Source organism: Streptomyces sp. NPDC006743 (assembly GCF_040703815.1).
Classification (GTDB): domain Bacteria; phylum Actinomycetota; class Actinomycetes; order Streptomycetales; family Streptomycetaceae; genus Streptomyces.
The window spans coordinates 95,209-117,982 of record NZ_JBEYJA010000007.1; the positions used below are offsets into that span (position 1 = coordinate 95,209).

Annotated in this window: 20 protein-coding genes; 10 read left to right on the forward strand and 10 right to left on the reverse strand. The window is 73.9% G+C overall.

Annotated features, from left to right (window positions below):
- The first annotated feature begins 105 nt into the window (after positions 1-105).
- Both ABZ719_RS08800 and ABZ719_RS08805 read left to right on the forward strand, forming a co-directional pair.
- Positions 106-339, forward strand: coding sequence for a hypothetical protein (locus tag ABZ719_RS08800; RefSeq protein WP_366724498.1), 234 nt, complete (start codon positions 106-108; stop codon positions 337-339).
- A 93-nt stretch (positions 340-432) separates the two neighbouring features.
- The gene (locus tag ABZ719_RS08805; RefSeq protein ID WP_366724499.1) at positions 433-1,431 is read left to right on the forward strand and encodes an LLM class flavin-dependent oxidoreductase; all 999 of its coding nucleotides are present in this window, start codon (positions 433-435) and stop codon (positions 1,429-1,431) included.
- Between the two features lie 70 nt (positions 1,432-1,501).
- On the opposite strand, the gene ABZ719_RS08810 is transcribed toward ABZ719_RS08805, so the two are convergent.
- Positions 1,502-1,879, reverse strand: a complete 378-nt coding sequence (locus ABZ719_RS08810; protein ID WP_366724500.1) for a helix-turn-helix domain-containing protein — start codon at positions 1,877-1,879, stop codon at positions 1,502-1,504.
- A 140-nt stretch (positions 1,880-2,019) separates the two neighbouring features.
- Between ABZ719_RS08810 and ABZ719_RS08815 the strand changes: the two genes are divergently transcribed.
- Positions 2,020-2,988 carry an NADP-dependent oxidoreductase gene (locus tag ABZ719_RS08815; RefSeq protein ID WP_366724501.1) on the forward strand — a complete coding sequence of 323 codons (969 nt, stop codon included), beginning with the start codon at positions 2,020-2,022 and terminating at the stop codon, positions 2,986-2,988.
- Between the two features lie 259 nt (positions 2,989-3,247).
- On the opposite strand, the gene ABZ719_RS08820 is transcribed toward ABZ719_RS08815, so the two are convergent.
- Positions 3,248-3,757 (reverse strand): hypothetical protein, encoded by a 510-nt coding sequence (locus tag ABZ719_RS08820; protein ID WP_366724502.1) that lies wholly within the window; start codon positions 3,755-3,757, stop codon positions 3,248-3,250.
- Between the two features lie 433 nt (positions 3,758-4,190).
- Between ABZ719_RS08820 and ABZ719_RS08825 the strand changes: the two genes are divergently transcribed.
- Positions 4,191-6,554 carry an excinuclease ABC subunit UvrA gene (locus tag ABZ719_RS08825; RefSeq protein WP_366724503.1) on the forward strand — a complete coding sequence of 788 codons (2,364 nt, stop codon included), beginning with the start codon at positions 4,191-4,193 and terminating at the stop codon, positions 6,552-6,554.
- A gap of 92 nt (positions 6,555-6,646) precedes the next feature.
- Positions 6,647-8,416, forward strand: a complete 1,770-nt coding sequence (locus ABZ719_RS08830; protein ID WP_366724504.1) for an NlpC/P60 family protein — start codon at positions 6,647-6,649, stop codon at positions 8,414-8,416.
- Positions 8,417-8,616: 200 nt separating this feature from the next.
- Here ABZ719_RS08830 and ABZ719_RS08835 read toward each other — a convergent pair whose 3' ends face one another.
- The 5 genes from ABZ719_RS08835 to ABZ719_RS08855 all read right to left on the reverse strand — a co-directional run bounded on the left by ABZ719_RS08835 (position 8,617) and on the right by ABZ719_RS08855 (position 13,796).
- On the reverse strand, positions 8,617-9,426 hold the full coding sequence (locus ABZ719_RS08835; protein WP_366724505.1) for a lysophospholipid acyltransferase family protein: 810 nt from the start codon (positions 9,424-9,426) through the stop codon (positions 8,617-8,619).
- A complete protein-coding gene (locus ABZ719_RS08840) occupies positions 9,426-10,199 on the reverse strand; it encodes a GNAT family N-acyltransferase (protein ID WP_366724506.1) in 774 nt (257 codons plus the stop codon). The genes ABZ719_RS08835 and ABZ719_RS08840 overlap by 1 nt, the downstream gene beginning before the upstream one ends.
- Before the next feature lie 228 nt (positions 10,200-10,427).
- Positions 10,428-11,177 carry a succinate dehydrogenase/fumarate reductase iron-sulfur subunit gene (locus ABZ719_RS08845; protein ID WP_366724507.1) on the reverse strand — a complete coding sequence of 250 codons (750 nt, stop codon included), beginning with the start codon at positions 11,175-11,177 and terminating at the stop codon, positions 10,428-10,430.
- On the reverse strand, positions 11,174-13,123 hold the full coding sequence (locus tag ABZ719_RS08850) for a fumarate reductase/succinate dehydrogenase flavoprotein subunit (RefSeq protein ID WP_366724508.1): 1,950 nt from the start codon (positions 13,121-13,123) through the stop codon (positions 11,174-11,176). The genes ABZ719_RS08845 and ABZ719_RS08850 overlap by 4 nt, the downstream gene beginning before the upstream one ends.
- A 1-nt stretch (position 13,124) precedes the next feature.
- Positions 13,125-13,796 (reverse strand): succinate dehydrogenase, encoded by a 672-nt coding sequence (locus tag ABZ719_RS08855; protein WP_366724593.1) that lies wholly within the window; start codon positions 13,794-13,796, stop codon positions 13,125-13,127.
- A gap of 119 nt (positions 13,797-13,915) precedes the next feature.
- Here ABZ719_RS08855 and ABZ719_RS08860 point away from each other — a divergent pair, with 119 nt between their 5' ends.
- Entirely contained in the window at positions 13,916-14,803 is an 888-nt protein-coding gene (locus ABZ719_RS08860) for a LysR substrate-binding domain-containing protein (protein ID WP_366724509.1), read from the forward strand.
- Between the two features lie 342 nt (positions 14,804-15,145).
- Here the strand turns inward: ABZ719_RS08860 and ABZ719_RS08865 are convergent, their stop codons facing one another.
- On the reverse strand, positions 15,146-16,033 hold the full coding sequence (locus tag ABZ719_RS08865) for an NAD(P)H-binding protein (RefSeq protein ID WP_366724510.1): 888 nt from the start codon (positions 16,031-16,033) through the stop codon (positions 15,146-15,148).
- 346 nt (positions 16,034-16,379) lie between these two features.
- Between ABZ719_RS08865 and ABZ719_RS08870 the strand changes: the two genes are divergently transcribed.
- A complete protein-coding gene (locus ABZ719_RS08870) occupies positions 16,380-17,279 on the forward strand; it encodes a LysR family transcriptional regulator (RefSeq protein WP_366724594.1) in 900 nt (299 codons plus the stop codon).
- A 131-nt stretch (positions 17,280-17,410) separates the two neighbouring features.
- Here ABZ719_RS08870 and ABZ719_RS08875 read toward each other — a convergent pair whose 3' ends face one another.
- The gene (locus ABZ719_RS08875; RefSeq protein WP_366724511.1) at positions 17,411-19,552 is read right to left on the reverse strand and encodes an EAL domain-containing protein; all 2,142 of its coding nucleotides are present in this window, start codon (positions 19,550-19,552) and stop codon (positions 17,411-17,413) included.
- Positions 19,549-20,361, reverse strand: a complete 813-nt coding sequence (locus ABZ719_RS08880) for an SAM-dependent methyltransferase (RefSeq protein ID WP_366724512.1) — start codon at positions 20,359-20,361, stop codon at positions 19,549-19,551. The genes ABZ719_RS08875 and ABZ719_RS08880 overlap by 4 nt, the downstream gene beginning before the upstream one ends.
- A 928-nt stretch (positions 20,362-21,289) precedes the next feature.
- Between ABZ719_RS08880 and ABZ719_RS08885 the strand changes: the two genes are divergently transcribed.
- From ABZ719_RS08885 to ABZ719_RS08895, 3 genes are read left to right on the forward strand one after another with little or no spacing between them, the layout of a single operon-like run.
- Positions 21,290-21,661, forward strand: coding sequence for a hypothetical protein (locus ABZ719_RS08885; RefSeq protein ID WP_366724513.1), 372 nt, complete (start codon positions 21,290-21,292; stop codon positions 21,659-21,661).
- A 43-nt stretch (positions 21,662-21,704) separates the two neighbouring features.
- Complete coding sequence (locus ABZ719_RS08890) at positions 21,705-21,842, forward strand: hypothetical protein (protein ID WP_366724514.1); 138 nt, start codon at positions 21,705-21,707, stop codon at positions 21,840-21,842.
- Between the two features lie 16 nt (positions 21,843-21,858).
- On the forward strand, positions 21,859-22,623 hold the full coding sequence (locus tag ABZ719_RS08895; RefSeq protein ID WP_366724515.1) for a DUF4239 domain-containing protein: 765 nt from the start codon (positions 21,859-21,861) through the stop codon (positions 22,621-22,623).
- The last annotated feature ends 151 nt before the right edge of the window (positions 22,624-22,774 follow it).

Consider the following 22,774-nt stretch of genomic DNA (forward strand, 5'->3'; position numbering starts at 1 on the left):
GGGAGGCACTGGCTCCCGTCCGGCACGGGCCGCCGCAGGGAGCCTGGAGCGGCCGGGCGGGGCGGTCCGGATGCGGTGCGGGGTCCCGCACCCGATGCTGGGTACATGTCCGGAGCACTGCCCGTGACCGTGCACCCGCCCTCCCCCACGGGCGGCCGGCGCGTCCGCGTCAACGGCGAGATCCTGGGGCTGGCGTACAGCGTCGCGGACGTCGCCGAGTTCCTGCGCCGCGCCGGCCTCGACGTCGACCCGGTGGAGGTCTCGGTCTCCCCGCTCATCGACTGGCGCGGGGTCGGCCCGGAGTACTGGGGCCCGGAGCCCTCCGCCCCACCTGTCTGAGCACACCCGTCCGAGCCGGGCCTTCTGTGCGGGGCGGCCAGCCCGGGTCCGCCCCCACGGGAATCATGGGCGCCGTCCCGCGTTGAACCGGGTGTGAGTGCCTTGATCGAGTCCACCCGTTTCTCCGTCCTGGACCGCTCCCGCACCCGGGAGGGCCGTCCGGCCGCCGAGGCCCTGCGGGACACCGTGCGTCTGGCCGAGGAGGCGGAGCGGCTCGGTTACCACCGGTTCTGGGTCTCGGAGCACCACGGCGTGCCCGGGGTCGCCGGATCCGCGCCGACCGTGCTGGCCGCCGCCGTGGCGGCCGCCACCCGCACGATCCGGGTCGGCACGGGCGGCGTCATGCTCCCCAACCACCGTCCGCTGGTCGTGGCCGAACAGTTCGGGGTGCTGGAGTCGCTGTTCCCCGGCCGCGTCGACATGGGCCTCGGCCGCTCCGTCGGCTTCACCGACGGCGTACGCCGGGCGCTGGGCCGCGACAAGGACGACGCCGAGGACTTCGCGGCCCAGCTGGCCGAACTGCTCGGCTGGTTCGAGGGCACGTCCCCGACGGGGGCGCACGCCCGTCCCGCCGAGGGGCTGCGTGTGCCGCCGTTCGTACTGGCCATGGGCGAGGGCGCCGTGATCGCCGCGCGAGCGGGCCTGCCCATGGTCATCGGCGACCTGCGCGGCCGCGAGAAGATGCTGCGCGGCATCGACCGGTACCGGTCGGCCTTCCGCCCCTCTCCCTGGGCCCCGGAGCCCCATGTCGTCGTCTCCGGCACGATCGCGGTGGCCGCCACCGAGGAGGAGGCCCGCCGGCTGCTGGTCCCGGAGGCGTGGTCCATGGCCCACGCCCGCACCCACGGCACCTTCCCGCCGCTGCCGCCGGCCGAGCGCGTCGCCTCCCTGGCGATGACCGCCAAGGAGCGCGGTTTCTACGAGGCCGGCCTGCGCGGCCACCTCGCCGGCACGGCCGAGCAGGTCGCGCGGGAGCTGGAGACGGTACTGAAGGAGACGGGCGCCCAGGAGGTCCTGGTCACCACGAGCACGTACGACCGTGCGGCACTGGTGGACTCCTACCGGCGGCTGGCGGCGCTCTTCACGGCATAGGCCCTCCTGCCCGGGTCCGGCGTCCGGTGGCGCCTGCGGCGGCAGGGCCCCGCGGGGCCCGTCCGCCCCGTCACGACGTGGCGGGCTCGGGCCGCAGGGCCTGGTCGACGTTGTCCTCCACCCAGGCGCGGAGCGCGTTGAGCGGGACCGCCGCGCTGTGGCCGAGGGGCGTGAGGGAGTACTCGACGTGCAGGGGCACGGCCGGGAAGACGGTGCGGTCGAGGATGCCGGAGTCCTCCAGACGGCGCAGGGTCTGGGTCAGCACCTTGGGGCTGACGCCCTGGAGCTTGCGCTGCAGTTCTCCGAAGCGCTGAGGCCCCTTTTCCAGAGCGCCGATGGCCAGAGCGGACCACTTGTTGGCGAGCAGGTCGAGCAGGGCGCGGCACGGGCACTGAGCGGCGTACACGTCATGGTGCGCGTGCTGGCCACTGGGGCAGGTGGACGTCATGCTCACTCTCCTCACCAGGAAACTTCCCGATGGGAAGTAGTGGTCCTTGAAGGTAAGTATATCTCTGGGGATAGCGTCATCGACGTCGTCGGGAGGGCCGCGAAGGGCCGTTCCCCAGGATGCTTCACAGGAGATGACACATGTCCGCGGAGACGATGCGCGCGGTGGTCCAGGACGGTTTCGGCGGTCCGGAGGTGCTGCGGGTCCAGCGGGTGCCGCGTCCGGTGCCGCTGCCCACCGAGGTGCTGGTCCGGGTGCACGCGGCCGGGATCAACCCGGTGGACTGGAAGAGCCGGGCCGGCGGCGGCATGGCCGGGGTGCTCGGTGAGCCTCCGTTCACCCTGGGCTGGGACGTGTCGGGCGTGGTGGAGGAGGCCGGCTTCGGTGTCACCACGCTGAAGCCCGGCGACGAGGTGTACGGCATGCCGTGGTTCCCGCGCGCCGCGAACGCCTACGCCGAGTACGTGACCGCCCCGGCCCGGCAGTTCGCCCGCAAGCCCGCCGCCCTCGACCACGTCCACGCCGCCGCGGTGCCCCTGGCCGCGCTCACCGCCTGGCAGGCCGTCGTCGACACCGCCCACGTCCAGGCCGGCCAGCGGGTCCTGGTCACCGCCGCCGCGGGCGGGGTCGGCCACTTCGCGGTCCAGTTCGCACGGCACCGGGGCGCCCACGTGATCGCGACCGCCGGCGCCGCCCGGCACACCTGGCTGAAGGAACTCGGGGCCGACGAGACCATCGACTACACCACCACCCGCTTCGAGGACGCCACCGCCGGCGTCGACGTCGTCATCGACCTGGTGGGCGACGGCCACGACCACACCGGCACCCGCTCACTGAAGGTGCTGCGCCCCGGCGGTCTGCTGGTCGCGGTCCCCGCCGGGGTCTCCCCGGAACTGGCCCGGGCCGCCGAAGCGGCCGGCGTCCGGGCCACTGCCTTCCTGGTCGAGCCGGACGGTGCCGCGCTCACGACGATCGCCGGCCTGATCGACGCCGGCCGTGTCGCCGTGGAGGTGGAGGAGACCTTCCCCCTCGAAGCGGTCGCCGAGGCGCACACCCGCGGCGAGGCCGGACGCACCCGCGGCAAGCTCGTGCTCACCGTCACCGACTGACCGCCCTGCCCGGTCACCGACGACGGGCGGTGCGCCGGAGGACTCGGGATCTCGGGGGGCGGCTACGAACGGGACCAGCAGGCCGCCGGAGAAGTCCTGGCCGCCCTGGGCTTCGAGCAGTCCGCGCCGGGCGCGGCTTTCCGGCGGAACCGTGCCGCGCGCGCTCCCGCCGGGTCGCGCCCTGGAGCCCGCCCCTGGTGCGGATGCTCCCCCCGGCCGGGGGCGGACCCGTGCTGCCCGGTCCCGCCCCCGGCCCGCGTCAGCGGCTGCCGCGGTAGTAGGTGACGTCCCAGTGCGAGCCCTCGCGGGCGTAGACGTTGCCCGACGGGGACTTGTACTGCTTGGCGTGGTCACCCTTGCGCTGACCCACGTACGTGAACCTGTGCGTGACGTAGGAGTTCACACACGACGTCAGCTTGAGGTCGACCTTGTAGCCGTTCCAGTGGCTGTACGTGCCGGAGGCGTGGCCCTTCTCCGTGCCGGCGGTGATGGTCACCGCGCACCTGCCGGCCTTCTTGAAGTCGATCACCCCGGCGACGGTGCTCCTGTTGATCTGTTCGAACGAGGTGCACCTGCTGTTCTTGCGGTTGCTGCACCTGCCCGACGACACCCACGTGACGCCCGCCCGTTTCAGCGCCTTCTCGGCCGCCGCCTGCGAGTACTTCGCGGGAGCGGCACTCGCGACGGGTGCCGTCGCCGCCAGGAGGGCTGAGGTGAGCAGCGCGGCCGAAGCGGCGAGTGCGGCGGGGCGGGTCAGACATCGACTCATGCGCGGTCGATCCTCTCCTACGGGGCTGAGTTACGCCTGGTCACTGCCCGTCCCTCATTTCGGGCATTCCTCCCCACCGGGGCGCGTGGAGGTGCTCCCGGGCGTCGGACCGCCACCGCGCGCGGGCTTGCAAGAGGTCTCCGTGCTCCGAACGGGCCCGGCCCGGCGTCGGGGACCGTGAGGGGTGCGGCAACCGGAGGGCGGCTCCGCCCGGACGGTCCACGGGTACCGCTCTCAGAGCTGCGTTCGCGGCGCTCGCCGTGGAACAGGGCCGAGGGCACGGACGACGGGCTCGGACAGGGCGTCCGGACCGCCCGCCGGGGCCCGCCGATCATGCGGACCGGCGGGACGTCCGACCGGCGGGTTCCGGAGCGGCCGCGTAGGATCGCGTGGTTCACCCCCTGCCGTCGCCCCTGTCCGCCGGAGCTCCGTCATGCACACCCCCCACGACCCGTACGTCCGCGTCCGCGGCGCCCGTGAGCACAATCTCCAGGGTGTGGACGTCGATGTGCCGCGGGACGCGCTCGTGGTGTTCACGGGGGTGTCGGGGTCGGGGAAGTCCTCGCTGGCGTTCGGGACGATCTACGCGGAGGCGCAGCGGCGGTACTTCGAGTCGGTGGCGCCGTACGCGCGCCGGCTGATCCACCAGGTCGGGGCGCCGAAGGTCGGGGAGATCAGCGGACTGCCGCCCGCCGTGTCGCTGCGGCAGCAGCGGGCGGCGCCGACCTCGCGGTCGTCGGTGGGGACGGTGACGAACCTGTCCAACTCGCTGCGGATGCTGTTCTCGCGGGCCGGTGACCATCCGCCGGGCGCCGAGCGGCTGGACTCGGACGCCTTCTCGCCGAACACGGCGGCCGGGGCCTGCCCGCGGTGCCACGGCCTGGGGCGGGTGCACCGCACGAGCGAGGAACTGCTGGTCCCCGATCCGTCGCTGTCCGTCCGTGAGGGGGCGATCGCGGCGTGGCCCGGTGCCTGGCAGGGCAAGAACCTGCGGGACGTCCTGGACGCGCTCGGCCACGACGTGGACCGGCCCTGGCGCGAGCTGCCCGCCGAGCAGCGGGAGTGGATCCTGTTCACGGACGAGCAGCCGGTGGTGACCGTGCACCCGGTGCGGGACGCCGGCCGGATCCAGCGGCCCTACCAGGGCACGTACATGAGCGCCCGGCGGTACGTGATGAAGACGTTCGCCGAGTCGAGGAGTGCGGCGCTGCGGGCGAAGGCGGAGCGCTTCCTCACCTCCGCGCCCTGCCCGGCCTGCGGCGGCAGCAGGCTGCGGCCCGAGGCGCTGGCCGTCACCTTCGCCGGCCGCACCATCGCCGAGCTGGCCGCGCTGCCGCTGACCGAGCTGGCGGGGACGCTCCACGGGTCCTCCGGGGCCGCCCGGATGCTCACCGACGACCTGAAGTCCCGTATCGCGCCCGTCGTGGAGCTGGGTCTCGGCTACCTCTCCCTGGACCGGTCCACGCCCACCCTCTCCGCGGGTGAGCTGCAGCGGCTGCGGCTGGCGACACAGCTGCGGTCGGGGCTGTTCGGGGTGGTCTACGTGCTCGACGAGCCGTCGGCGGGCCTGCACCCGGCGGACACCGAGGCACTGCTCACGGTGCTGCAGCGGCTCAAGGACGCGGGCAACTCGCTGTTCGTGGTGGAGCACCACCTGGACGTGGTGCGCGGCGCGGACTGGGTCGTGGACGTGGGTCCGCTGGCCGGGGAGCACGGCGGGCGGGTGCTGCACAGCGGTCCCGTGGCCGCGCTGGCGGAGGTGGCCGGCTCGGCCACGGCCCGGTTCCTGTTCGGCGGCCCCGCCGGACCCCGGCGCCGAGTGCGGCGGCCGCGCGGCCGGGTGACGGTCGGTCCGGTGACCCGGCACAACCTGCGCGCGGTGACGGCCGAGTTCCCGCTGGGAGTGTTCACCGCGGTGACGGGGGTCTCCGGGTCCGGCAAGTCGACGCTGATCGGCGAGATCACGGAGGAACTGCCGGGAGTGGGACGGCTGGTGTCGGTGGACCAGCGGCCGATCGGGCGGACCCCGCGCTCCAACCTGGCGACGTACACAGGGCTCTTCGACGTCGTGCGGAAGGTGTTCGCGGGCACGGAGACGGCCCGCGAACTCGGTTACGGCGTGGGGAGGTTCTCCTTCAACGTGGCCGGGGGGCGGTGCGAGACCTGCCAGGGCGAGGGGTTCGTGAGCGTGGAGCTGCTGTTCCTGCCGAGCACGTACGCGCCCTGCCCGGACTGCGGCGGTGCCCGGTACAACCGGGAGACACTGCGCGTGAGGTACCGGGGGCGCACGATCGCGCAGGTGCTGGACATGACGGTGGAGGGCGCGGCGGAGTTCTTCGCCGACACCCCGGCCGTCGCCCGCAGCCTGGAGACCCTGCTCGACGTGGGCCTCGGCTACCTGCGGCTGGGGCAGCCCGCGACCGAGCTGTCGGGCGGTGAGGCCCAGCGGATCAAGCTGGCGAGCGAGTTGCAGCGCGGCCGCCGCGGACACACCCTCTACCTCCTGGACGAACCGACGACGGGCCTGCACCCGGCCGATGTCCAGGTGCTGATGCGGCAGTTGCACGGGCTGGTGGACTCCGGGCACACGGTGATCGTCGTCGAGCACGACATGTCCGTCGTCGCGGACGCCGACTGGGTCCTCGACCTGGGCCCCGGCGGTGGTGACGCGGGCGGCCGGATCGTGGCGGCGGGGACACCCGCCGAGGTGGCCGGGGCACCGGGCAGTGCCACGGCTCCCCACCTGGCCCGCGCCGTCGCGAGCGCGTCGCCCCCGGCGGCCGGTGAACGGGACTGACCTCCCGCGCAACGGGCCGTACTCCGCGGGTACTTGGACCGGGTACGCGGCTCGGTGGGCCGGGCCGCCGGGCCGTACTCGATCATGGGGGCATGACACACACCTCTCGTCGCGGTCTGCTGACCGCACTCGCCGCCTCCGCCGCCGTTCCCCTGGGTGCCCTGGCCACGGCCCCCGCCCGGGCCGCCGCCTCCGGCGCCGCGGGCGCGGCCGTGGACCCGCTGCCCGCACCGGCCGGGCTGACCGCGGCCCGTTCCTCGGTGACGCTGCCGCCGCTGGACGCCTCCTGGTTCACCCCGGTGATGCTCACCGCCCCGCTCACCACCGCCGTGCTCCCCGGGACACCGGCCCGTACGGAGGTCACCTCGGGCGGCAGACGGATCGCGCTGCTGACCCACGGCGCCCGGACCGTGCTGCTGCCGGGCCCGCGAAGAACGTTCGCGGAGAACAAGCGGCCCTTCACCGACGACTTCGGCCGCACGCTGCCCGACACGTCGCTGCCGGTGGAGCAGCGCGCCTACTGGGGGACGTCCCCGGGCGGCGGCAGCTGGTCCACGCTCGGCCCCGACGCGACGGACTACTCGGTCGTGCCCGGCAGCGGGGTGATCACGCTGACCACCGACTACGCCAGCCGCCACGCGACCCTGCGCGACGACGAGATCACCGACGTCGACGTGCGGTCGGTGGCCCGGTTCGACAAGGTGCCCACCGGCCAGGCCTGTTCGTACGCCCTGTCCTTCGGCTACCAGGACACGCACAACAACTACCGGGCCCGGCTGTCCTTCCTGACCACCGGTGCGGTGGAGCTGCGGGTGGAGAAGGAGGTCGCCGACACGGTCACCCAGCTCGTCCCGGCCGTGGTGCTGGCCACCACCGGCGCGGCGGGCACCGACTGGACGATCCGGGTGCGCCGCGAGGGGACCCGGATCCGCGCCAAGGCGTGGCGCACGGACGCGGCGGAACCGTCCGGATGGGCCGCGGACGTCACCGACAGCACCTTCGGCAAGGGCCGGGTGGGCCTGCGCGCGCTGGCGAACAAGGGCTGCACGAACCTCCCGGTCAGGCTGACGGTGAGCCGTTTCCAGGTGGACGCCGCAAACTGGGCCGCCCCGCCCACCGTCACCCACGGCGACTGGGTGCGGGTGCTGCCGCGGCCCTTCGACGGCACCTGGACGGCGGAGCTGGAACAGACCGTGCGCGGCTGGGCCGGCTCCACCGCGCCGGACGTCCTCGCCCACGCCGCGATGTTCCTGGCCGGGGCGCCCGCGGTCACCGCGGGGGACGGCCCCGCGCGGGGCGAGCAGGTGCTGGGCGAGGCCGGTTACGGCTACCTGGACCCGCACGGCTACCGCTACGAGGGCGCCGACTTCCACGAGTACATGAACATCGGCTGGACCTTCCCCGACGGCGCCTACACGGGCCCGTCGAGCAAGCAGGCCGGCAACCTGGACTGCTCGGGCTACACCCGCATGGTCTACGGCTACCACATGGGCGTGCCGATGGCGGCGGGCGCGGACACCTCCGGGGAGCGGATACCGCGCAAGTCCCGGGACATCGCCGACCACGCGCCCGGTGTGCTGGTCGACCGCACCGACGGGACCGCGCCGCCCGCCGCGGCCCAGCTCCAGCCCGGCGACCTCGTGCTGTTCAACGCCGACTCCGGCGACGACGACCCCGCCGGGCAGACCGTGACGGTGGACCACGTCGGGATCTACCTGGGGACGGACGCGGCCGGCGGGCGACGCTTCCTGTCCAGCCGCAAGACCGTCGACGGGCCCACCATGTCCGACCTCGGCGGCGCTTCCCTCCTGGACGGCACCGGCACCTACGCCCGGTCGCTGCACACGGTACGGCGCATCTGACCCGGCGGTGCGGCACGACGGGCGCCGGGCCGGCGGCGCGATGCGCTCGCGCGGCGGCCCGGGCCCGGGACGCCCGGGGTCCGGAACGGCGCGCGCCCGGGCCGGACCCAGCCCGGGCGTGCCGCCCGGCCCCGCCCGGGCATGCACCCGGACCGCGGGACGCGTCCGCCGCACCGGCACGCGCGCCCGCCGGTGCGGCGCTACGCCACCAGGGCGGCGTGCGTCCAGTACGGCTCCACCGTCCGGCCCGGTTCGGCGGCCCGCGCCAGCGCGCGCCGGTCGCGGTGGCTGCCGGGCGGGACGACGGGCCGCACGGTCACCTCGGCGACCAGCCCGCGCGCCCGCACCACCCGCCACAGGGAGGCGGCCAGCGTGTCCTCACCGACGAAGGCGGGGGCGGTGCTGATCGCGCCCCCGGCACGGCGGTAGCGGATGGTGACGGGCTGAACCGGTACGCCCGCGTCGAGGGCGGCCTGGAAGACGGCCCGGTGGAAGCGGCCCTGGCCGCGCCCGCACCAGGTGCTGCCCTCCGGGAAGGCCGCGACCGCGGCGCCCGCGCGCAGTGCCCCGGCGATGCGCGCGACGGTACCGGGCAGGTCCCGCAGCCGGTCCCGTTCGATGAACAGGGCGCCGCCGCGGGCGGCGAGCGGGCCGGCCAGGGGCCAGCGGCGGACCTCCGCCTTGGCGAGCACCCGGGCCGGGCGCACCGCGGCCAGCAGCGGGACGTCCAGCCAGGAGATGTGGTTGGCCACCAGCAGCAGGCCGCCGGTGGGCGCGGCGGTGCCCGAGATCCGTACCCGTACGCCCGCGGCCCGCGCGAGCGCGCGGCACCAGCGCGCGACCCAGTGGGCGGGGATCCGCCCGCCGAGCGGACAGAGCACGATCCCGGCGAGCACCAGCGCGGCGAGGGCGACGAGCCGCAGGACGGCCCGGGGCACGGCCGCCGCCGGTTCCGTGGACGCCACGCACGCCGCGGGGGTGCAGGGCGCGCCGGGCAGCCAGCCGCTCATCAGGCCGGTACGAGCGAGAGGAAGTGCCGCAGGTAGCGCGGGTCGACCCGGCGCATCGGCAGCAGGACGTACAGGTCCGCGACGTTGAAGTCGACGTCGTGGGCGGGCTCGCCGCACACCCAGGCGCCCAGCCGGAGGTAGCCGCGCAGCAGGGCGGGCAGCTCGCCGGGGGCGGCGGCGGGGGCTTCGCCGCCCGGCGTCCAGGGCTGCCGGGGGCGTACCCGGTACTCGGGCGGCGCCAGGTGCCGGGCGCGCACCCGCTGCCAGGTGGCGCCGGCCAGGGCGCCGCCGTCGGCGAGCGGTACGGAGCAGCAGCCCGCCAGCCACTGGTGGCCCCGGTCGGTCATGTAGCGGGCTATGCCGGCCCAGATGAGCCCGATGACGGTGCCGTCGCGGTGGTCGGGGTGCACGCAGGAGCGGCCGACCTCGACCAGGCCGGCCCGGATCGGGGTGAGCGGGCTGAGATCGAACTCGCCCTCGGCGTACAGCCGTCCGGCGGCCTCGGCGCGCTCCGGGGGCAGCAGCCGGTAGGTGCCGACGATCTGGCCGCTCACGGTGTCGTGCACGAGCAGGTGGTCGCAGTACGCGTCGAACGCGTCGATGTCGTGACCCGGTTCGGGGGTGCTGAGCACGGCGCCCAGCTCGGTGGCGAACACGTCGTGGCGCAGGCGCTGGGCCGCACGGACGCCGGCCTCGTCGCGGGCGAGGGTGACGGTGTAGCGGGCGGGGGCCGTGGGCTGCGGCGGACGGTCGAGTGCGGTGACACCGGTCATGGCTCTCTCCATGGTCGCGGGCCGGGATCGGCGGTGCGGGCAGCGGGGCGGTCCCCGGCTGCCGGTCCTGTTCTTCCGATGCCGGTTGGCGGGCGCGTGTCCGGTGTCAGGAGAGGGGATGTGGGCTTGCTGAACGGCGTGGGTGCGCGGCAGGCAGACGGGGCCGGGGATGAGCACCACTCCCGGCCCCGCCCGTCCGCCCCCTCGGCGAACGTCTTCTGCCGTCGGCTACCGCCTGGCCGCCTTGCGGGTGGCGCGCAGCCACTCCTTGTTCATGCCGGTGATCGACATGAGCGGGATGCCCTTGGGGCAGGCAGTGGCGCACTCCCCGGTCAGGGTGCAGCCGCCGAAGCCCTCCTCGTCCATCTGGGCGACCATGTCGAGGACGCGGGTCTCGCGCTCGGGCGCGCCCTGCGGGAGGACGTTGAGGTGGTTGATCTTGGCGGAGGTGAAGAGCATCGCCGCGCCGTTGGGGCAGGCGGCGACGCAGGCGCCGCAGCCGATGCACTCGGCGTGCTCGAAGGCGAAGTCGGCGTCGGGCTTGGGCACGGGGGTGGCGTGTGCCTCGGGCGCGGCTCCGGTGGGGGCGGTGATGTAGCCGCCGGCCTGGATGATCCGGTCGAAGGCCGAGCGGTCCACGACCAGGTCCTTGACCACCGGGAAGGCGGCGGCGCGCCACGGTTCGACATCGATGGTGTCGCCGTCGCGGAAGGACCGCATGTGCAGCTGGCAGGTGGTGGTGCGCTCGGGGCCGTGCGCGTCGCCGTTGATGACGAGGCTGCAGGCGCCGCAGATGCCCTCGCGGCAGTCGTGGTCGAAGGCGACGGGGTCCTCGCCGGAGAGGATGAGCTGTTCGTTGAGGACGTCCAGCATCTCCAGGAAGGACATGTCGGGCGAGATGCCGTCCACCTGGTAGGTGGACATGGTGCCGTCGGCGTCGGCGTTCTTCTGCCGCCAGACGCGCAGGGTGAGCTTCATGCGTAGCTCCGCTGGGTGGGGTGGACGTACTCGAAGACCAGGTCTTCCTTGTGCAGGGTGGGGGCCTGGCCCGTGCCGGTGAACTCCCAGGCGGCGGCGTAGCCGAACTCGTCGTCCTTGCGGGCGGCCTCGCCGTCGGGTGTCTGGGACTCCTCGCGGAAGTGGCCGCCGCAGGACTCGGCGCGGTGCAGGGCGTCCAGGCACATCAGCTCGGCCAGTTCCAGGTAGTCGACGATGCGGTTGGCCTTCTCCAGGGACTGGTTGAACTCCTCGCCGGTGCCGGGGACCTTGATGCGCCGCCAGAACTCCTCCCGGATCTGCGGGATGCGTTCCAGTGCCTTGCGCAGTCCGGGCTCGGTGCGCGTCATGCCGCACAGCTCCCACAGGAGTTCGCCCAGTTCGCGGTGGAAGGAGTCGGGGGTGCGGTCGCCGTCGACGGCGAGGAGCAGGTTGAGCCGGTCCTCGGTCTCGGCGAGCACCTCCTGGACGACGGGGTGGTCGGCGGTGACCGGGTCCTGGTGGGGGTGGCGGGCCAGGTAGTCGTTGATGGTGGCCGGGAGGACGAAGTAGCCGTCGGCCAGGCCCTGCATGAGCGCGGAGGCGCCGAGGCGGTTGGCGCCGTGGTCGGAGAAGTTGGCCTCGCCGATCGCGAACAGGCCGGGGATCGTGGTCTGCAGGTCGTAGTCGACCCACAGGCCGCCCATCGTGTAGTGCACGGCGGGGTAGATCCGCATGGGCACCTCGTACGGGTTCTCCGCGGTGATCCGCTCGTACATCTCGAAGAGGTTGCCGTACTTCTCCGCGACCTTCTCGCGGCCCATGCGCCCGATGGCGTCCGCGAAGTCCAGGTAGACGCCCTGGCCGCCGGGGCCGACGCCCCGGCCCTCGTCGCAGACGTTCTTGGCGGCGCGGGAGGCGATGTCGCGCGGCACGAGGTTGCCGAAGGAGGGGTAGATGCGCTCCAGGTAGTAGTCGCGCTCGTCCTCGGGGATCTCGTTCGGCGGGCGGGTGTCGCCCTTGGCCTTCGGCACCCAGATGCGGCCGTCGTTGCGCAGCGACTCGCTCATCAGCGTCAGCTTGGACTGGTGGTCGCCGGTGCGCGGGATGCAGGTGGGGTGGATCTGGGTGAAGCAGGGGTTGGCGAAGTACGCCCCGCGCCGGTGCGCCCGCCAGATCGCGGTCGCGTTGGAGTTCATCGCGTTGGTCGACAGGTAGAAGACGTTGCCGTATCCGCCGGAGGCGAGGACGACGGCGTCCGCGAAGTACGTGTCGATCTTCCCGGTGATCAGGTCACGGGCCACGATGCCGCGGGCCCGGCCGTCGACGACGATCAGGTCGAGCATCTCGGTGCGCGGGTGCATCTCGATGTTCCCGGCGGCGATCTGCCGCGACAGCGCCTGGTAGGCGCCGAGGAGGAGCTGCTGGCCTGTCTGGCCGCGGGCGTAGAACGTGCGGGAGACCTGGACGCCGCCGAAGGAGCGGGTGTCGAGCAGGCCGCCGTACTCGCGGGCGAAGGGGACGCCCTGGGCCACGCACTGGTCGATGATCTCCACCGAGATCTGGGCGAGGCGGTGCACGTTGGACTCGCGGGAGCGGAAGTCGCCGCCCTTGACCGTGTCGTAGAACAGGCGGTGGATCGAGTCGCCGTCGTTGCGGTAGTTCTTGGCGGCGTTGATGCCGCCCTGGGCGGCGATGGAGTGGGCGCGGCGCGGGGAGTCCTGGTAGCAGAACTGGACGACGTGGTAGCCCTGTTCGGCCAGGGTTGCGCCGGCGGAGCCGCCCGCGAGGCCGGTGCCCACGACGATGATCCGCTGCTTGCGGCGGTTGGCCGGGTTGACCAGCTTGGCCTCGAACCGGCGCTTGTCCCAGCGCTCCTGGACCGGCCCGGAGGGCGCCTTGGTGTCGGTGACCGGCTCGCCGGTCGTGTAGTCGGCGTAGGAGGTCATGTCAGCTCACCACTTGGGTCATCACGCCCACGGGGACGGCGATGAAGCCGGCCGTGAGCACTGCTGCGAGGACGTTGGCGACGGTCTTCAGGGCGCGGTCGCGCCGCCGGCTGCCGACGCCGAGGGTCTGGGCGGCGCTCCAGAAGCCGTGCCGGATGTGCAGGCCGAGCGCCAGCATGGCGACGATGTAGATGACGTTCCCGTACCAGGTCGAGAAGGTGTCCACGACGTTCTGGTAGGGGTGGCCCTCCTGGAAGCCGCCGGAGTGCACGGTGCCGGTGGTCAGGTCCAGGATGTGCCAGACGATGAACAGGCCGAGGATGATCCCGCCCCAGCGCATGGTGCGGGTGGCGTAGCTCGCGCGAGGCCTGGCGTGCACGTACCGGGCCGGGCGTGCCTTGATGTCGCGGCGGCTGAGCTGGTAGGCGGAGACGGCGTGGGCGACCACCGCGACCACGAGGACGACCCGGATGAGCCAGAGCGTCCACTCGTAGTGCATGAACGGTTCGCCCACCGTGCGCAGCCAGTGCGCGTAGTGGTTGAACTCGCCCGCGCCGAAGTAGATCTTCAGGTTCCCGATCATGTGGGCGACCAGGTACAGCAGCATGATCAGGCCGCTGACCGCCATCACGGTCTTCTTGCCGACGGTCGAGTGCCACACGGTGCGTGCCATGGACGGCCGTCGGTCCGTCCGCGTTGCCAGAGCCATGCCCATGACGCTAGAGCCGGTCGGCCCCATCGGTCCAAGACATGGTCCGGCTCGTTTCGATAGGACACGGCTATCATGGCTGGGTGCAGTTCCAGCAGCTCCAGTACTTCGTGGCGGTGGCCGAGACCCGGCACTTCACCCGCGCCGCCGATCTGGTCCACGTCGCCCAGCCGTCGCTCTCGCAGCAGATCAAGGCGCTGGAGCGGGAGCTGGGCGCGGACCTGTTCCTGCGGGCGCGGGGCAACATCACGCTCACCGACGCGGGTGAGGCGCTGCTGCCGCTGGCCCGGCGCATCCTCGCCGACGCGGACACCGCCCGGCACGAGGTGCAGGAGCTGGTGCAGCTGCGCAGCGGCCGGGTGCGGCTGGGCGCGACGCCCAGTCTGTGCACGGGCCTGCTGCCGGACGTGCTGCGCGCCTTCCACGACCGCTACCCCGGCATCCGGCTGCTGGTCGAGGAGAGCGGCTCGCACGACCTGGTACGGGAGCTGGCGCGCGGGGCCCTGGACCTCGCGCTGGTCGTGCTGCCGCTGCCCACCCCCTCCCCCGCTCTGACCACGGTGGAGCTGCTGCGCGAGGACCTGGTCGTGGTGTCGTCGCCGGAGGCCGCCCCGCCCGGTGCCCCGGGGCGGCGCACGGTCCGCATCGCGGACCTGGAGGGCGCGCGGCTGGTGATGTTCCGGCACGGCTACGACCTGCGGGAGCTGACGGTCGCCGCGTGCCGCGCCGAGGGCTTCGAGCCGGACTTCGCCGTCGAGGGCGGCGAGATGGACGCCGTGCTGGGCTTCGTACGGGCCGGTCTGGGCGTCGCGGTCGTGCCGCGCATGGTCGCCACCCGCTCCGGGCGCGGCCTGCGCGTCACCCCGCTGGCCCGTCCCGGCCTGCACCGCACGATCGCCCTCGCCCACCGCAGCGACGTGGCCCCGCCCAGGGCGGCCAGGGAACTGCAGCGGATGCTGCTGGAACGGTGAGGTGAGGCGCGCGGGGCGGGACGGCCGGACGCTCCCGGGTGCGGGCCACGGGCCGCTCCCGGGGCCGGAGCACGGGCCGCTCCCGGGCTGGGTGGCGGACCGCTCCGGGGCTGGACGGCAGGGCCGCTCCCGGCGCTCGGGTGGCGGCCGCTCCCGGGCCAGAGGACCCGGGCGCGAGGAGCCGGAACTGTGCGGCGGACCACTCCCGGGCGCCGGGGCGGGCGCCCCAGGCCGTGCCGTCCGCCGCGCCAGGACGCGGGCGGGCGGCGGCCCGGAGCGACGCGCCGCGCGGGCGCGGTTCAGCCTCGGACCGCGGGTGAACGACGCGCCGGGGGCCCGGGTTCAGCCGCGGACCGCGGGCTTGAGCACCTCCTCGCACCACTGGCGGAAGGACATGGGCGCCGTCTCGGGGGTGCTCGGCGCCGCGGCACCGTAGAAGCCCTGCTCGGTGATGGCCCGCGCCATGTCGGCCAGACCCTGCGCCACGGACTCGCTCGCTCCCTGGCTGAGCAGCGCCCTGCGGTAGTCCTCGATGCCGGTCGGCTCCATCCGGACGGGCCGGCCCAGCACCTCGGAGATCACCTCGGTCATGCCCTCGGGCGTCAGGGCGTCGGGCCCGACCAGCGGGACGTCCTCCTGCCCGGTCCAGGAGCCGTCGAGCAGCAGCCGGGCCCCCGTGGCGGCGATGTCGCCGGTGGCGCAGGTGCGCAGGACCTGGGTGCGGTCGGCCGCCATGCGGAACACGCCGCCGTCCCGGATCGCGGGCGCCTGGCCCAGCAGGTTCTCCATGAGGAACGGCGGACACAGCGCGCGGTAGTGCACGCCGGTGGCCATGATCTCCTCGTCCATGGCCAGGGACGCCGAGATCTGGCCGGCGTTCTCGGCGACCTTGCGGCCCAGCGTCGAGACGGCGACCACCCGCTGGACGTCCTGCGCCTCGATCACCTGGCACAACGGCTCGGTGAAGCCGCGGAAGTGACCGTCGACGCTGTCGGCGCCGAAGGCCGGGGGCACCAGCCAGAACACCCGGTCGGCGCCCGCGCAGGCCGCCCCGAGCACGTCGGGGTCGCTGTGCGAGCCCTGGAACACCTCCACCCGCTCCCGCGCCCGCGGCGCGAGGCGCGCCGGGTCACGGACGATCACCCGCACCGGGCCGGCGTCCGGGGCGTCGAGCAGACGGTCGAGGAGCTGCCGGCCGATCTGGCCGGTCGGGGTGGTCACGACGATCACGGATACTCCAGAAAAAAAGGGGAGGGGAGGAAAGGACACGGAGGGCATCGCCCGAAGGTGCGGACGGCGGGCGCCGGGCCGGACGGCCGGGTGTGCCGACGTGGTCGATCCTCCGCCCGGGGCCGCCCGAACTGAAGGACCGATCCGCTCCCGCTCGTTACCCTGGGGGTAATACCGACGGCAGGGGGAAACCATGGGAGCAGCGGGAGCCGAGCGAGCGGTCGGGCCGCAGGGAGCCGTACGGACCGTGGGAGCGGCGGGAGCCGTCCGGACGGCGGGGCCCGGAGCGGCCGTACGGACCGTGGGACCGGGCGGACCCGAGGGGGCGGAGGGCGCCGCGGGGGCCCTGGAGTCCCGTCCGCTGCGCTATTTCGTCGCGGTCGCCGAGGAACTCAACTTCGCCCGCGCCGCCGAGCGGCTGGGCATCTCACCGCCGCCCCTGTCGCGCGCCGTCCGCCGCCTGGAGTCGGACCTCGGCGCCACCCTGTTCGAACGCACCACGCACCGCGTCGCGCTGACCCCGGCCGGTGAGGTGCTGCTCAGGGAGGCCCGGATCGCGCTGGACGCGCTGGAGGCGGCCGGCCGCCGGGCGCGGCGTGCCGCGGCGCCGCAGACCGGGCTGGTCCTCGCGATGAAGGCGGACGGCGACGCGGGACTGCTGGAGCCGGTCCTCGAGCGCTTCGCCGCCGACCCCGCCGCCGTCCCGGTCACGGTGCGCCTGTGCGACCTGCGCGAGGCCCCCGCGCTGCTGCGCCGGGGCGAGGTCGACGTGGCCCTGACCCATGCCCCGTACGACCGGACCGGCCTGGACAGCGAGACGCTGGCCGGCGAGACGCGCGTGGCCGCCGTGGCCGCGGGGCACCCGCTCGCCGCCCGCACCCGTCTCACCCTGGACGACCTGGGGCTGGGCCGGCGTGAGGGGGACCTGGAACAGTACATCGACGAGGTCAGGCGCGAGGGCCAGGATCTCGCCCAGTTGCTGACCCGGGTGGCCCTCGGCGAACTGATCGCCGTCCTGCCCGCATCGGTGACCCGGAGCTATCCGCGCCCCGGCGTCGCCTACCGCCCCCTGGTGGACGCGCCCCCGGTCGTGCTGACGATCGCCTGGCCGCAGCAGTCGCGTTCGAGGGCCACGGCGGCACTCGTCCGCGCCGCCACCGACGTGGCCGCGGAGCGGGCGGCGGCTGCGGCCACCGCCCGGGCCGGGCGCGGGCCGGCCGCCGGGATGCAGCCCGTGGGGCGCTGAGCGGCCGCCCGCCGCGCCCCGGACCTGCCTGCCCGGATCCGCCTCTCGCGGGTCCTGCGGGCCGCCCCGCTCCCCTCCGGCACAGCGGTCCGCCGCGCCCCTGCCCGGTCCGGCGGGCCGGGCCCCGTCCATCAGCCCGTGGCGTCCGCCAGGGCCAGTTCGTGCAGCCGGTCCGGCGGGCCCGGGCGGGCGTAGTACCAGCCCTGGGCCGTGTCGCAGCCCAGTATCCGCAGCTGTTCCGCCTGCGCGCCGGTCTCCACGCCCTCGACCGTGACGGCGAGGTCCAGGCTGTGGGCCAGGGCGACGATCCCCTCGACGATCTTGAGGTCGACGGGGTCGGCCGGGAACTGCTGCATGCCCTGGGTGAAGGAGCGGTCCAGTTTGAGGACGCTCACCGGCAGCCGGCGCAGGTTGGCCAGGTTGGAGTAGCCGGTGCCGAAGTCGTCCAGGGCGATGTCCACGCCCATCTCGGCGAGCCTGCGCAGCGGTTTGAGCAGGTCGTCGTCCGCGCCGATCAGGGCGGACTCGGTCACCTCCAGGCACAGCGCGTCCGGGGCCACGCCCGCGCGCTCCAGGATGTCGACGGTGTCCTGGACGAGCCCGGGATGGGTGAGCTGGCACGGCGAGAGGTTGACGTTGATCCGCAGCGGTCCGGCCGCGCCGTCGCCGTGCAGTTCCCGCCACTCGCGGGCCTGGCGCACCGACTGCTCCATGACCCAGCGGCCCAGCGGGACGATCAGCCCGGTGTGTTCGGCGAGCGGGATGAACCGGTCCGGGCCGAGCACCCCGTGCTGCGGGTGCAGCCAGCGCACCAGCGCCTCGGCGCCGCGCACGCTGCCGTCGCCGAGGTGCACCAGCGGCTGGTACTCGATGAAGAACTCGCCCCGGTCGAGGGCGGTGGGCAGCGCCGTCGTGAGCCCGTGCCGGGTGATGGCGCGGGCGTCGGCCTCCGGGTCGGCCAGCTCGAAGCGGTTGCCGCCCGCCGACTTGGCCCGGTACATCGTGATGTCGGCGCTGCGCAGCACCTCCGCGGCGCTGCGGCCGGTCACCGGCCCCTCGACGACGCCGATGCTGCCGCGCACGGTCAGCTCCCGGCCGTCGATGCGGACGGGCGCCAGCAGCGCGTTCATGATGCGGGCGGCGAGGTCGTCGACCTCCCCGCGGCTGTCGGGTCCGGTGGTCAGCGCGACGAACTCGTCGCCGCCGAGCCGGGCGACCATCTCGCCGGGCGCCGTCGCACAGGCCTGGAGCCGGTCGGCGACCTCCACCAGCAGCCGGTCGCCGGCGGCGTGTCCGAGGCTGTCGTTGATGGTCTTGAAACCGTCCAGGTCGAGGTAGCACAGGCCGAAGCGGCGGCCCTCGCCCGCGTTCAGCGCCTTCTCCAGGCGTTCGAAGAACAGGGTGCGGTTGGGCAGGCCGGTGAGCGCGTCGTGCGTGGCCTCGTAGCGCAACCGCAGGTTCAGCAGCCGCCGTTCGGTGGTGTCCTCCATGAGGGCCAGCTGGTACTGGGGGTTGCCGTCGGGGTCGCGGAGCAGGGAGACGGTCAGGTTGGTCCACAGGACCGTGCCGTCGGGGCGGTAGAAGGCCTTCTCGACGTGGTAATGCTCGCGCTCACCACGCACCAGCTCCTGGTAGAGCCGCCAGATCTGCGGTGCGTCCTCGGCGTGCGTCCACTCCCGGACGTTGCGGACGCGCAAGTGCTGTTCGGAGCCGCCGAACATGCGCAGCAGCGCGCCGTTGACCTGCAGGACGTTGCCCTCCAGGTCGGCGATGCCGATGCCTATGGCCGCGCCTTCGAACACGGCCCGGAAACGGGCCTCACTGGCGTGCAGCGCCTGGGCGACCACGCCCTGGGCGCGCAGCGCGGCCTGGGCGATGGCCTCCTGCTCGGTGAGGGTGCGCTCGCGCAGCGCCCGCGCGAACCCGGCGGCCATGGCGTGCTGGAGGCGCGCGGAGCGGGCCCGCAGGTCCTCCGGATCACCGTCCTCGCCGCAGTAGAGAACGAGGTAGGCGTCCACGCAGTCCAGTGAGCGGCTCAGTGCCTCGGGCGCCGTGCAGTGCGCCCCGATCAGCGCGGCGCCGACCGCCTCGCCCTCCGCCGCGTCGAACGCCCTGGCGCGCAGCGCCCGGCTCAGCCTGCGGGCCAGCGGCAGGAGTTGCTCCTCGAACTCCGGCCGGGTCAGTGACGTGGAGGTCACCGGGAAGACGGCCCTGCTCCAGATCGTGGTCAGCCGCCGCAGTCTGTCCTCCGGGCCGTCCGGCTGCGTGCTCACGCCGTGCGTCCCACGCCGGCGAAACCGGAGAAGGCATAAGGATCCTCGTCCTCCGGCGCCGTCTGAGGCCGCCAGCGCGCCATCGGCACCAGTCCGGGTTCCACCATGTCGTACCCCTCGAAGAACCGCGCGATCTCCTCGCGCGAGCGCATGATCAGCGGATTGCGGATGCCCTTGTATACGTCGACCGCGCCCTCGCTCCGCTCCGGCGGCAGCGGGATTCCCTCGTACGAGGCATGCGTGAGGATCAGCAGGCTGCCGGGCGCGAGCGCGTCACGCAGTTCGGCCACCGCGGTGTACGGGTCGTCCGAGTCTTCCACGAAGTGAAGTATGGCAACGAGCAGCAGGGCCACCGGCCGATTCAGGTCGATCAACCGCTGCAACTGGGGGCTCGCGAGGATCTCGTGGGGCTTGCGCAGGTCGGCCGCGACCACGTCCGCGTCGTCGTCGTCCGCGAGGACGGCCTGGCTGTGGGTGACCGCCACCGGGTCGTGGTCGACGTAGACCACCCGCGCGCCGGGCCGGGCCGCCTGGGCGACCTCGTGGACGTTGCCGAAGGTCGGGATGCCGGAACCGACGTCCAGGAACTGGGTGATGCCCTCGTCCACGGCGAAGCGCACGGCACGGCGCATGAACGCCCGGTTGGCCTGCATGACCTTGGGCAGCCCCGGCATGAACTCCATGGCCCTGCGGGCCGCTTCGCGGTCGGTCTCGAAGTTGTGCGAACCGCCCAGGTAGTAGTCGTAGATCCGGGCGACACTCGGCACCGAGATGTCGATGCTCCGTGGGGCCCAGGCGGGACGCTCCATCTTCTCTCCACAACGTAGGCGATCCGGTGTTCGAGCTGAGGCTACTGATCGCCCGCCAAAGGGGCGAGTGGAAACGGAAATTGACCGTCCGTTCCCGGTCACCACCTGCGGTGCACGCGCCCGCCGGACGTCCGCCTCAAGGTGGATTGCGCCGATGTGCGGGCATGGTGAGTGTCCCCCGGTGTGCGCACCGGCACACGAGGACCGTCCCCTCGGCGCGGCGGCGCGAGGGGTGGCAGGGCCCGGAGGGCTCGCCGGGGACGCTTTCAGGCCGTCGGCCGCCTGGGCGTGCCAGGTGCCGTCCACGCCCCGGCCGTGGACCTGGCCGGCCTCGGTGTCCTTGGTGTGACGGTGGGCGGGCTGTCCCGCGATCACCGGCCGGTCGGCGCCGTCGGTGCGCGTGTCCTTGCCGAGGAGGGTCTGGTGCATGCCGGAACCGGCCGTGGGGACGGCCGCCCGGGGGGCCCGCCGTCCCGACCGCACGCCGTCGGCGCCGGTACGGCCGCGGCCGTCGCCACCGGTGCGGCGCTCCGTCGGGAGGTGTTCATCGCCGACTCCCGTGGTCCGCCGTGCGGTTCGGCCCTGCTGCGCCGCCGCACGGCACTGGGTACGCGCGCCGGGGACGCCCACGTTCCCTCGCGGCCCGGCTTCTCCGGACGCACACGGCCGGGTCCGGGCCGGGTACGAGGGCGGGCGCCCGCGTCCACTAGACGCACGGGTGCGTACCCCTCCGTACAGGCGTGCGCATCGGTGACGGCGGGGGGAACGCCCGGCCAAACCCTCACGCGCCCTCTTTCCCCCCTTCGGACCAATCCACCGGCGCGTCGGCGTGCGGGGCCCCCCGAAGGCCCATGATCTCGGTCGTGCATCGACCGAAACCGACCCGATTCGGCCTGGTCCTGCGGGTGTTGGCCCCGGCGACCGTGGCGTGGACGTGCATGGGCGCACCCGCCGCCCCGGCCGCCGCCGACGCCTGCGCGTACGCCTCCACCGGACCGGGCGGAACGGTGGCGGTGGCGGTGGCCGGAGGCGGCTCCTGGCCTCCGTTCCCCCCCTGCCCGAAGCCCCCGCCCACACCCACACCCACGCCGTCCCCTACCCCTACCCCTACCCCGACCCCGACGCCACCGCCCCGCCCGAGCCCCACGCCGACACCGAAGCCACCACCTCCTCCTCCCCCGCCCCGGCCGACGCCACCGCCCGAACCGCGGCCCACGCCCCCCGCCCGGCCGGCCCCCGCGGCCCCGGCTCCTCGCCCCACACCGCCCGCGCCCCCTGCGCCCCGTACACCGCCGCCTGAACCCACCCCGGAACCGACTCCGACGCCCCGCCCCCGCCCCTCGGTGACTCCCGTCACCTACCCGCGGTACCACACCCAGCCGCACCGGCACGCGCCCCGGCGCGCCCCCTCACCGATCACCTACGTCCTGCTCATCGCGGTGCCCGCCCTGGTCGCCGTGGCCGCGCTCCGTCCGCGCTGACCCCTGGAGGCACCCGTTGTCGGAATGGCTTGTTCTCGTCCTGGCGATGCTCGCCGCCTGCGCCGTGGTCGTCGTCATCACCCTCGTACGCCACCGCACGGCGACCGAGGACGACGACCCCAGTGAGACGCCCGATGTCATCGAGTACATGACGATGTGGATCGGCGTGGTGTACGCCATCGTGCTGGGCCTGGCCATCGCGGGCGTCTGGGAGGCCCGGGTCGCCGCCCAGGACCACGTCCAGGCGGAGGCCCAGGCCCTGCACGAGATCTCCGAACGGGTCCGGGTCTACCCGCCCGAGGTGCGGGACCGGACCCGGGCCGATGTCAACGCCTATGTCGGACACGTCGTCACCACCGAGTGGAAGAGCATGGTGGACCACGGCCGGGTCACCGAGCGCGGCGACGAACTGCTGCAGAAGATCCGCGCCGACGTCTCGGACTACCAGCCCAAGTCGGATTTCGAGGCGCAGGCCTACCAGCCGCTCGTCGACCAGGTCACCGCCGCCGACCAGGCCCGCGCGGCACGCTCGGACTCCACCGGGGCGACGATGCCGGGCGTGGTGTGGTTCGGGCTGATCGCGGGGGCCGTGGTCACCATCGGCATGGTGTTCGTGCTGCAGATCCGGCGAACCCCGAGAGAGCTGGTCCTCGCCGGGCTGTTCTCCGCGCTGATCGCCTTCCTCCTCTTCCTGATCTGGGACTTCGACGCGCCCTACAGCCGGGGGCTGGCGTCGTCGACGGCGCCCTTCCTGGACATGTTCCCCGGCATCACCCGCTGACGGGCGCTCACCCTCCTGGCGACGCGGGGGCCTGACGCGTCCTCACGCTCACGTCCCCCGGCCGCAGGAACGCCGTCCCCTGTGCGGCCCACACGGTTGCCCCGTTCGCCCGGGTACGATCGCGCCCCGGTGCACATCTTCCTAGCGTTTC

What these genes read in the sequence shown, in the direction of transcription:
- ABZ719_RS08800 (WP_366724498.1), top strand. Translation starts at nt 106, where the DNA reads ATGTCCGGAGCACTGCCCGTGACCGTGCACCCGCCCTCCCCCACGGGC.
- ABZ719_RS08810 (WP_366724500.1), bottom strand. Translation starts at nt 1,879, where the DNA reads ATGACGTCCACCTGCCCCAGTGGCCAGCACGCGCACCATGACGTGTAC.
- ABZ719_RS08815 (WP_366724501.1), top strand. Translation starts at nt 2,020, where the DNA reads ATGTCCGCGGAGACGATGCGCGCGGTGGTCCAGGACGGTTTCGGCGGT.
- ABZ719_RS08820 (WP_366724502.1), bottom strand. Translation starts at nt 3,757, where the DNA reads ATGAGTCGATGTCTGACCCGCCCCGCCGCACTCGCCGCTTCGGCCGCG.
- ABZ719_RS08825 (WP_366724503.1), top strand. Translation starts at nt 4,191, where the DNA reads ATGCACACCCCCCACGACCCGTACGTCCGCGTCCGCGGCGCCCGTGAG.
- ABZ719_RS08830 (WP_366724504.1), top strand. Translation starts at nt 6,647, where the DNA reads ATGACACACACCTCTCGTCGCGGTCTGCTGACCGCACTCGCCGCCTCC.
- ABZ719_RS08835 (WP_366724505.1), bottom strand. Translation starts at nt 9,426, where the DNA reads ATGAGCGGCTGGCTGCCCGGCGCGCCCTGCACCCCCGCGGCGTGCGTG.
- ABZ719_RS08840 (WP_366724506.1), bottom strand. Translation starts at nt 10,199, where the DNA reads ATGACCGGTGTCACCGCACTCGACCGTCCGCCGCAGCCCACGGCCCCC.
- ABZ719_RS08845 (WP_366724507.1), bottom strand. Translation starts at nt 11,177, where the DNA reads ATGAAGCTCACCCTGCGCGTCTGGCGGCAGAAGAACGCCGACGCCGAC.
- ABZ719_RS08850 (WP_366724508.1), bottom strand. Translation starts at nt 13,123, where the DNA reads ATGACCTCCTACGCCGACTACACGACCGGCGAGCCGGTCACCGACACC.
- ABZ719_RS08855 (WP_366724593.1), bottom strand. Translation starts at nt 13,796, where the DNA reads ATGGCACGCACCGTGTGGCACTCGACCGTCGGCAAGAAGACCGTGATG.
- ABZ719_RS08880 (WP_366724512.1), bottom strand. Translation starts at nt 20,361, where the DNA reads ATGGAGCGTCCCGCCTGGGCCCCACGGAGCATCGACATCTCGGTGCCG.